The 8,531-nt window shown below is 72.1% G+C and carries 6 protein-coding genes; 1 reads left to right on the forward strand and 5 read right to left on the reverse strand.

From position 1 onward, the window contains the following. Nucleotides 1-240 precede the first annotated feature (240 nt). From ACFYO8_RS29545 to ACFYO8_RS29565, 5 genes are all read right to left on the reverse strand, one after another. Nucleotides 241-2,964 carry a hypothetical protein gene (locus tag ACFYO8_RS29545; RefSeq protein WP_354875016.1) on the reverse strand — a complete coding sequence of 908 codons (2,724 nt, stop codon included), beginning with the start codon at nt 2,962-2,964 and terminating at the stop codon, nt 241-243. 231 nt (nt 2,965-3,195) lie between these two features. After that, nucleotides 3,196-3,723, reverse strand: a complete 528-nt coding sequence (locus ACFYO8_RS29550) for an alpha/beta hydrolase (RefSeq protein ID WP_354875014.1) — start codon at nt 3,721-3,723, stop codon at nt 3,196-3,198. Between the two features lie 75 nt (nt 3,724-3,798). Further along, nucleotides 3,799-5,517 (reverse strand): arginine--tRNA ligase, encoded by a 1,719-nt coding sequence (gene argS / locus ACFYO8_RS29555; RefSeq protein WP_354875012.1) that lies wholly within the window; start codon nt 5,515-5,517, stop codon nt 3,799-3,801. A 280-nt stretch (nt 5,518-5,797) separates the two neighbouring features. After that, entirely contained in the window at nt 5,798-6,856 is a 1,059-nt protein-coding gene (gene trpS / locus ACFYO8_RS29560; RefSeq protein ID WP_354875010.1) for a tryptophan--tRNA ligase, read from the reverse strand. Nucleotides 6,857-7,138: 282 nt separating this feature from the next. Continuing rightward, nucleotides 7,139-7,579, reverse strand: coding sequence for a PRC-barrel domain-containing protein (locus ACFYO8_RS29565; RefSeq protein WP_354875008.1), 441 nt, complete (start codon nt 7,577-7,579; stop codon nt 7,139-7,141). Nucleotides 7,580-7,700: 121 nt separating this feature from the next. Here ACFYO8_RS29565 and ACFYO8_RS29570 point away from each other — a divergent pair, with 121 nt between their 5' ends. After that, on the forward strand, nt 7,701-7,961 hold the full coding sequence (locus ACFYO8_RS29570; RefSeq protein ID WP_354875007.1) for an SCO4848 family membrane protein: 261 nt from the start codon (nt 7,701-7,703) through the stop codon (nt 7,959-7,961). The last annotated feature ends 570 nt before the right edge of the window (nt 7,962-8,531 follow it).

Consider the following 8,531-nt stretch of genomic DNA (forward strand, 5'->3'; position numbering starts at 1 on the left):
ACCTCCAACTGCTCTACCAAGGCCGCTCCCCCAACTCCGGCGGCGACTACGGCCTCCTGCCCTACCGACCCGGACTCCTCACCCTCCAGCGCTGAGCGCGTACCCCGAGATCCGGAGAGCCCGGCCCGCGACACGCGGGCCGGGCTCTCCGGCGTCTCGGACGGTGATGATCGTTGCTCTGGAGGCAACGGTGGTGGCGCGGTCCGCCGTTGACGGGAACCGCCCGGCCGGCCGGTGACGTTACGCGCGGACGGTCACCGGCGCGCTCGTGGCACGACCGTTGGCGTAGCCCGCCTTGACCGCGACGACCGTCACGGTGACCGCCTTGCCGCGCATCGCCGCGGTCAACGTCAGCGTCTTCGTCGTCGTGCCGGTCAGCTCCCCGCCCACTCGCCACTCGTAGCGGTACGAGTCGGCGGTCGGCGTCCAGGTGCCGGTGGTCGCCTGCACGGTCTGACCCACCCGAGGCGTGCCGGTGATCGTCGGCGTGACAGTGGCCTGCAACGCCGGACCCTTCGCGACCGGGACCGTGGCCGCCGACGTCGCCCGGCCGGACGAGTACCCGGGCTTGGTCGCGGTGACCGTCACGGTCAGCCGCTTGCCCAGCTCGGACGCCCGGATCACGTACGTCGGACCGGTCGCCCCGCTGATCGCGGTGCCGTCGGCCGCCCACTGGTAGGCGTACGCCGAGGCGGCCGGGCTCCACTGCCCGGTCGACGCGCGCACCGTCGCCCCCACGGCGACCGTGCCGGTCACCGCCGGTGCCGTCACCGACCGGAGGGCCTGAGACTCGGTGATCGAGAACGCGTCGGCGAGCGAAACCGGGGTGCTCCACTCGTCCGGCCGAATCGAGACGGAAGCCTTGCCCACCCCGGCGGAGGTCAGATCGACATCGGCGGTGAGGGTCCGGCGGTCCGCGGAGACGCTCCGCACCGTCGCGACGATCGCGGTGCCGCCGGCCGGGGTGACGGTGACCTGATCCTCCTGGTGGAGGCCGCTGCCGGTGATCGTGATCGTCCGTACCGCGCCGGTCTCCACCGACGCCGGCGACACCGACGTCACGGTCAGCGGATCGGGCGCCACGGAGAAGGAGTAGTAGGTCTGCAGCGATTGCGCGCCGTCCGCCGTCACGCTCTTCACGTAGAGCGTGTAGTAGCCGGCGTCCGGCGGAGTCCAGCTGATCGTCGCGGTGCCGTCGGCCGTGGCCGCGACGGTGCCCTCGGCGCCGGCGACCTGGTACGTGTACTTCACCGCGCCGGGCTGCCGGGGCTTGAACGTGAAGGTGCCGGGCGCGAACCTGCCGGAGCCCGACGTGGGGAAGTCCGTCGAGACGACCACCGGGGAGTCGGTCACCGACCAGGAGGTCCCGCCTTCGGTGGTCCGCACCCCGGCGGCGTTACTGGCGATCACGGTGACGTAGGCGTAGCCGGGCTCGTTGAGCGTGTACTGGAAGGTGACGGTGCCGTCAGCCGCCGCCGGCAGCACCTGCCGGGTGGCCGGATCGCGGTTGAGGAACACCTCGTACTCGGCGACGTTCACCATCTCGGTGCGCGCCGTGAAGGTGGCGGTGGACCCGACGGCCTCGCCGCCCCTGCGGGTCACGTACGGGCTGGCGCCCGACACCGAGACGGAGACGAACCGCGGCTCGGAGAGCGTGCCGTCGGCGCTGCGGCTCTGCACGTACAGCGCCTGCGTGCTCTCGCTGGTGGCGGTCCAGGTCAGGTCCGCGGTGCCGTCCGCGCCGGCCGGCAGGACGGTCTTCTGGCTCGCGCTGCCGTTGTAGTCAGCCGTCCAGTAGAGGTAGGACGTGACTTCGGGCATGCGCGGGGCCAGGTGGAACCGGAGCGACGACCCGATGATCACGTTCCGGTCGACGTCACCGGTGACCCGGGGGGCGTTGTCGACGACGAACGTGTAGGCCCGCTCCGGATGGGTCACGCCGTCGCCGGTGACGCTGCGCACGTACAGGGTCTGGCGACCCGCCCGGGTCGGGGCGATCATCGCGGTGGCCGTGCCGTCGCCACCGGCCGCGATCGAACCGGACGGACCGTCACCGTCGATCCGCCAGGCGAACGACTCCGTGCCCGGGACGGTCGAGGTGAACTGGAACGCGCCGGGCACGCCAGGGCCGTAGTCCAGGTTGGTGCGGCCGTCGTCCGGATAGGCGGTGGAGAAGACCGAGGGCCGCGTCTCCCGTACCCAGAAACCGTAGATCGTCTGCTCGGACCAGTTTCCGGCGCGGTCGATGGCGTACACGAGCACCGAGTGGTAGCTCGCGTCCTGCGGCGTCCAGGTGACGGTGGCCGGGCCGCCGAGGCTCTCCGCCGGGACCGTGGCGTACTCGTCGTCGACACCGGAGAACCGGTACTGGTAGCTCACTGTGTCGTCGGAGGCCGAGGTGAAGGTGAAGCTCCCGGCGTCGCCGACCCCGCCACCGGCGTTCTCCCAGTCGCCCGTCGGGTACTTCGCGGAGGTGACGGCCGGTGCCGGACCACCGATGCGGTCGATCGTGAAGTAGCAGGTGGCGCTCCACGGCGAGGTGTCGGCGCCGTCGAGGACGCGCACCCGCCACGCGTACGTGGTTCCGTGCCGTTGCCGATCGGGATCTTCGAGCTGGACGTACACCTGGTTGTTGTGCTGGGCGAGGCCGGTGAGCCACTGCTGCGGGGCGTCCGGCGTGGTGACGTCCCACACCTGGAAGTCGGCCTGCGGGTCGGCGCTCTGCGGCGTGCCGCTGTAGGTGCCCTGGAGCACGACGGCGTTGGCGTCGTTGAGCCGTACCGGGCTCAGGTAGGGCCCGGGCGCCTGGGCAACGCAGGCCTGCCCGGCGGTGGTGAGGTCGGTCGGGCCGCCGACGGCGGCCGCGGCCGGAGTCGCGGCCGCGCCGACAACCGTCGCGCAACCGACGGCGAACGTGGTGACTGTCGAAAGTAGACGTCCGAAAGTGGGCGCGAGGGTACGCACTCCGGTCCTCCCCGTGAATGATCGCGGGCGGCGATCGAAGCGCCCGCGGAGGAAGGATCGCACGGGTTCGATGGCGGCGGTGCCCCCTACGACTGGAGAGCGACGTCTATCGTTCGGCCATGGGAGCGATCAAGCCGTGGCACCTGTCCATCCTGATGCTCTGCTGCCTTCTGCCGCTCGTCGCGGGGGTGGCGGGCGGCGTGTGGGCGTGGCGGCGCCGCCGCTGACCGGTCAGCGGCCGGCAGCGCCGGCGAACTCCTCCACGGCCGTGCAGATCCGCCCGAGCACCTCGGCCGAGGCCGCCAACGGCCCAGGCACCATCATCGCGTGGTCGGCGTCGGCGACCTCCACCACGTACGGGGTGAGCCGCCGCGCCAGCGCGCCGTCCCAGACCCGGTCGGCGGTGCCGCCGGCCAGCAGGAACGGCGCGGTGGCCCGGCCCAGCGACTCCCGTACCGCGGGGTCGGTCAGCAGCGGCGTCAGCCAGACCGCCGGGATGCCCCGGTCGGCGGCGAGCGGGGCGGCGAAACTGCCGAGAGACTTGCCCACGAGCAGATCGACCCCGGCGTCGAGGACCGGGTCCAGTTGCTCGGCGACCCACTGCGGCGCGCTGTCGAGGCGCAGATCGTCCAGCGACCGCCAGGTCACCTCGTGCACGTCGAAGCCGAGCCGGCGCAAGGCCTCCCCGACGTAGACGAACAGCGGGCCCCGGGTGTCGTAGCCCCGTCCCGGAGCGAGAACCGCGCGCCGATCCGCCATGGTCGCCTCCCTGCGTTCGATAGATGCGCCACGCTATCCGCCGCACGCATTTCCGGTGGCCCCGTCCAGCGCGTGTCACATGCGCTCGGGCGTACGGATACCGAGCAGGTCCAGCCCTTCGCGCAGCACCCGGGCGGTCAGGTCGGCCAGCACCAGCCGGCTGTCCCGCACCGCCTCCTCGGCACGCAGCACGGGGCAGTGCTCGTAGAACGTGCTGAAGGCGCTGGCGAGCCGGTACAGGTAGCCGGTGAGATGGTGGAACTCCAGGTTCTCCGCCACCTGCGCCACCACGCCCGCGAAGCCGACCAGCTCGATGGCGAGCGCCCGCTCGGCCGCCGCCGCGAAGGCGAGCGGCGCGTCCGGCCGCGCCGCGACACCGCCGCGCCGGAAGATCGACCGGATCCGGGAGTACGCGTACTGCAGGTAGGGGGCGGTGTTGCCGTCCAGCGACAGCATCCGCTCCCAGTCGAGCACGTAGTCGCGGTGCCGGTCGACGGAGAGGTCCGCGTACTTGATCGCGCCGATGCCGACCGCCCGGCCCACCTCGGCCGTCTCCTCGGCGCCCAGCTCCGGGTTCCGCTCGCGGGCCAGCGCCGTCGCTCGGCCGACCGCCTCCTCCAGCAGCCCCACCAGCTTCACCGATCCGCCGGCCCGGCTCCGCAGCATCCGTCCGTCCGGCCCGAGAATCGAGCCGAAGCCGACGTGCTCGGCGCGGGCGGGCGGAGTCAGCCACCCGGCCTGCGCCGCCACCGCGAAGACCATCTCGAAGTGCGTGCTCTGCGGCAGTCCCACCACGTAGACCAGGCGCGTCGCGCCCAGCGTCCCGGCCCGGTGCCGGAGCGCCGCCAGGTCCGTCGCCGGGTATCCGTACCCACCGTCGGACTTGCGCACGATCAGCGGCAGCGGCTCCCCGTCCCGGCCCACCGACGCGGGTGGAAAGACGCAGGCGGCGCCGTCGCTGAGACGCAGCATCCCCAGCCGGTCCAGCTCCGCCACGGTCGGCGCGAGCAGGTCGTGATAGCTGCTCTCTCCGCGGAAGTCGCCCCGGGTGAGGGTGACGTCGAGCAGGTCGTACACGGCCAGGAAGTAGCGCTCGGACTGCTCCACGAGGAGCCGCCACAGCCGCCGGGTGGTCTCGTCGCCGCCCTGCAACGTCACCACGCGCAGCCGGGACCGCTCGCGGAACCCCTCGTCGGCGTCGAACTTCCGGCGCGCCGCCGCGTAGAACGAGTCCAGGTCGCCCATGGACAGCTCCTGCGCCGCGCCGTCCTCGCCCAGGTCGACGAGGTGTTCGATGAGCATGCCGAACGGGGTGCCCCAGTCGCCGAGGTGGTTGGCCCGCACGACCTGGTGTCCCAGCCGGCCGAGCAGCCGGGCCGCCGCGTCTCCGATCACCGTCGAGCGCAGGTGCCCGACGTGCATCTCCTTCGCCACGTTGGGGGCCGAGTAGTCGACCACCACGGTCTCCGGCACGGCTGCCGCCGGCACGCCGAGGCGCGGGTCCGACGCGAGCGCGCCGACCATCCCGGCCAGGGCGTCGTCGGACACCGTCAGGTTGAGGAAGCCCGGTCCGGAGACCTCCGCGGCCGAGCAGACGTCCGTCAGCGCCGAGTGCCGCAGCACCTCCGCGGCGATGTCGCGCGGCGGCCGGCCGAGCCGCCGCGCCAGCGCGAGCGCCGCGTCGGACTGGAAGTCCGCGCGCGGGGAGCGCCGTACCAGCGGGTCCACGGGCACGCCGGCCACGGCCTCGAACGCCGGCGCCAGCCGGTCGGTCAGCAGTCTCTCCAGATCCATGGGTACGCCGATCTCGCTCGAATCCGCTCTCACGCGGATCTCGGATGGGATGCGGGCGGACCGGGGACGGCCGGGTGCGACCGGCGGCTCGATCCGCCGGTCGCAGGAGACAGGTGCTCAGCGCAGGCGGTCGCGGGACCGCCGGCGTCGCTCCGCACCGGCCGGGACGTCGTTCGACGGCGGCACGAGGGTGCGGGCGCAGGTCACGGGGGAAGCCTAACCGGCCGGTCCGGGGCGGGCAACGTCGTTCCCGGGCCGGCCGGTTGGGCGTACCCCCTCGTCAGGCCGGTGTGGCGGCGGCGCCGCGGTGCCGCTCGGCGCGGCGCCGCACCTGCGTGTACGCGCTGGTCAGGCCCATCGCCCGGCGCACCTCGACGAGCGTGCGGTGCACCTGCTCCCGGGTGCGTTCGGTGCCCTCGTGGATGAGCCGGTCGACGAGGCCGGTGTCGGCCTCGATCCGGGCGCGGCGTTCCCGGATCGGGTCGAGGAACCGGTTGAGCGCCACGGCGAGGGCCTCCTTGACCTCCACGTCGCCGACCCGGCCGGCCCGGTAGCGGGCCTTGAACTCCTCGACCTGCGCGCGGTCCGGGTTGAACAGGTCGTGGTACGCGAAGACCGGGTTCCCCTCGACGGAGCCGGGCACGTCGGCGCGCACCCGGTTCGGGTCCGTGTACATGCCGCGCACCTTGCGCCGCACCGTCGCCGCGTCGTCGGACAGGGCGATCGCGTTGCCCCGGCTCTTGCTCATCTTGCCCTGCCCGTCGGTGCCCACCAGTGTCGGCGTCTCCGACAGCAGCAGCTCCGGCACGGGGAACACCTCCCCGTACAGGTGGTTGAAGCGGCGGGCGATCTCGCGGGTCACCTCGACGTGGGCGGCATTGTCCCGGCCCACCGGCACGACCTGCCCCTTCACGCAGAGGATGTCGGCCGCCTGGAGGACGGGGTAGCCGAGCAGCCCGTACGGCATCTCCTCCTTGCCCGCGTCCCGGCTCATCTCCTTGAGCGACGGGACGCGTTCCAGACGCGGGACGGTGACGAGGTTCTGCAGGAGCGTGTTCAGGTCGCCGACCTCGGGGATCGCCGACTGGAGGTAGAAGGTGGCCCGGCTCGGTTCCACTCCGGCGGCGAGGATGTCGGTGACCATCTCCCGGGCGTTGCCGGCCACCTGGGCGATGTCCTCGCGGGTGTTCCTGGTGGTGAGCATGTGCAGGTCGGCGATGATGAAGAAGCTCTCGTACCGCTGGTGCAGCCGCACTCGGTTGGCGATGCTGCCCACGTGGTGGCCGAGGTGCAGCCGCCCGGTCGGGCGGTCGCCGGTGAGCATGCGTGCAGAGGACATGGTCGTACGCCTTTCGTGCCGTTCGCTGGCGGGGACGCGCGGATGCGCGGAGACGATCCGGGTGTCACCCGGATCGGTGGAGCGGCTCGTCAGAACGAGCGCCGCCATCGCCCGCCGGCGCGGAACCGAAGTCCGCCGGCACGAAGTACGTCGAGGATCTGCTCCCGGCCGTCAGCAGTGTGGCCCGGGAGACCGCTGCGGGTCTCCGGGAGGTGGCTGCGCGACCGGGCCATGGCAGACACATTAGCCGTTCATCGGCTCGTGCGGCCGCACCCGCGGTGCTTACCGCTGTCGATAGCTCTCCGCGTAGTAGGTGCCGACCCGCTCCCGGTAGTCCGGATGGGCGAAGTGCTCCGCGTCGAACGCGGGTGACTCCTTCACCTGCTCCCGGGTGCGGTCCACGTGCACGACGCGGTCCAGGTGGTCGACCTGGGCGACGGTTCCGGCCGGCAGCAGCACCTTCTTGCCGAAGATCCACGGACCGGTGTCCACCACCAGGTACCGCGCGTCGGCGTCCTCGCTCGCCTCGTCGATCGAGCCGATCCGGCCGTCCGTCGCCTCCACCCGGTAGCCGGTCAGGTCGATCGGCGTGCCCGGGCCGGGGGCGTCGGGGCCGTCCGCGTCGCCGGCGCGCTGCTGCGGCACGTCTCCCGGCCGGGTCTGGTCGTACCCACCGGCCAGGGCGGACGGATCCCGCCAGCTCCACGGGTTGAACGGCTGCATCGGCGCACCTCCGTCGAATCGGCTCGACAGAAACAGTGCCCCGGCGGCGGCACCGGAAACACGTGCGGCGTCGCTTGCGGGCCTGAGCTGGGACGACGGCGCGCTGGCATACTGGCCGACCATGGTCCTGTCACGTGGTTGGTCGCTGTTCCTGGTCGCCGTCGGCGTCTGGACGTGGGCGATCTGGCCGAGGTTCGCGCTCGCCATCTGGAACGACGAGCGCGCCTGGTCGACCGGTGTCGTCGGCGAGGGCAGCCCCACCGGCTTCCTCTGGGTACATGCCCTCCTGATCGCCGCGTCCCTGGCCATCGGCACGACTGTGGGAGTCCTCGGCCTCCGCGCCTACCGCGCCGCCCGCTCGACCCACCGCCGCCCCTCCTGACCCAGCCCCGTGATCAGGGAGTTCGTGTCCGACGAGAGGGGCGCCGTTCCGACGCCAACTCCTTGATCGCGGGTGCTCCAGGTGGGTGTGACGCGCGCCGCTACCCCTCGATTTGACGTTCAAACCCGCAGACGCGTAACTTTCTCTCTGCCAGCGCGGAACGGGGCAAACGGGACGAAGGTCCGGGAGCGCCGAACCAGGCTGGTGCCGGGTCCGACCGAGGCTTACGCTTCGCGAGGATGCGGCCCGGGCGAGGCCCGCTGACACGCCGCAGGGCGGATTTGGCGGAGCGGAACCGACCGGGTAAGGTTGTCGACCGGTAGGGAACCGGGCGAGCTAGCGGGAAACCGCAGCGGCCGGCCTGCCAAATCCGATGATCAAGTGCAGTGGGTGACCGCTGTGCGTGCTCAGCGGCGCCGACCCGTACGAAGCATGACAGACCGGGACACACGGTTTGACACGGCAGGGACGGTGAGGTAACGTAGTAAAAGTGCCCGGCGCGGGAGCGGCGGGTGGTTGAACGAAATGCCCCAAACGGGTGCTCCACGGTGGTGGGGTTTCTGGTTGGTG

This window comes from Micromonospora sp. NPDC005257 (genome assembly GCF_042872445.1).
Lineage (GTDB): Bacteria > Actinomycetota > Actinomycetes > Mycobacteriales > Micromonosporaceae > Micromonospora.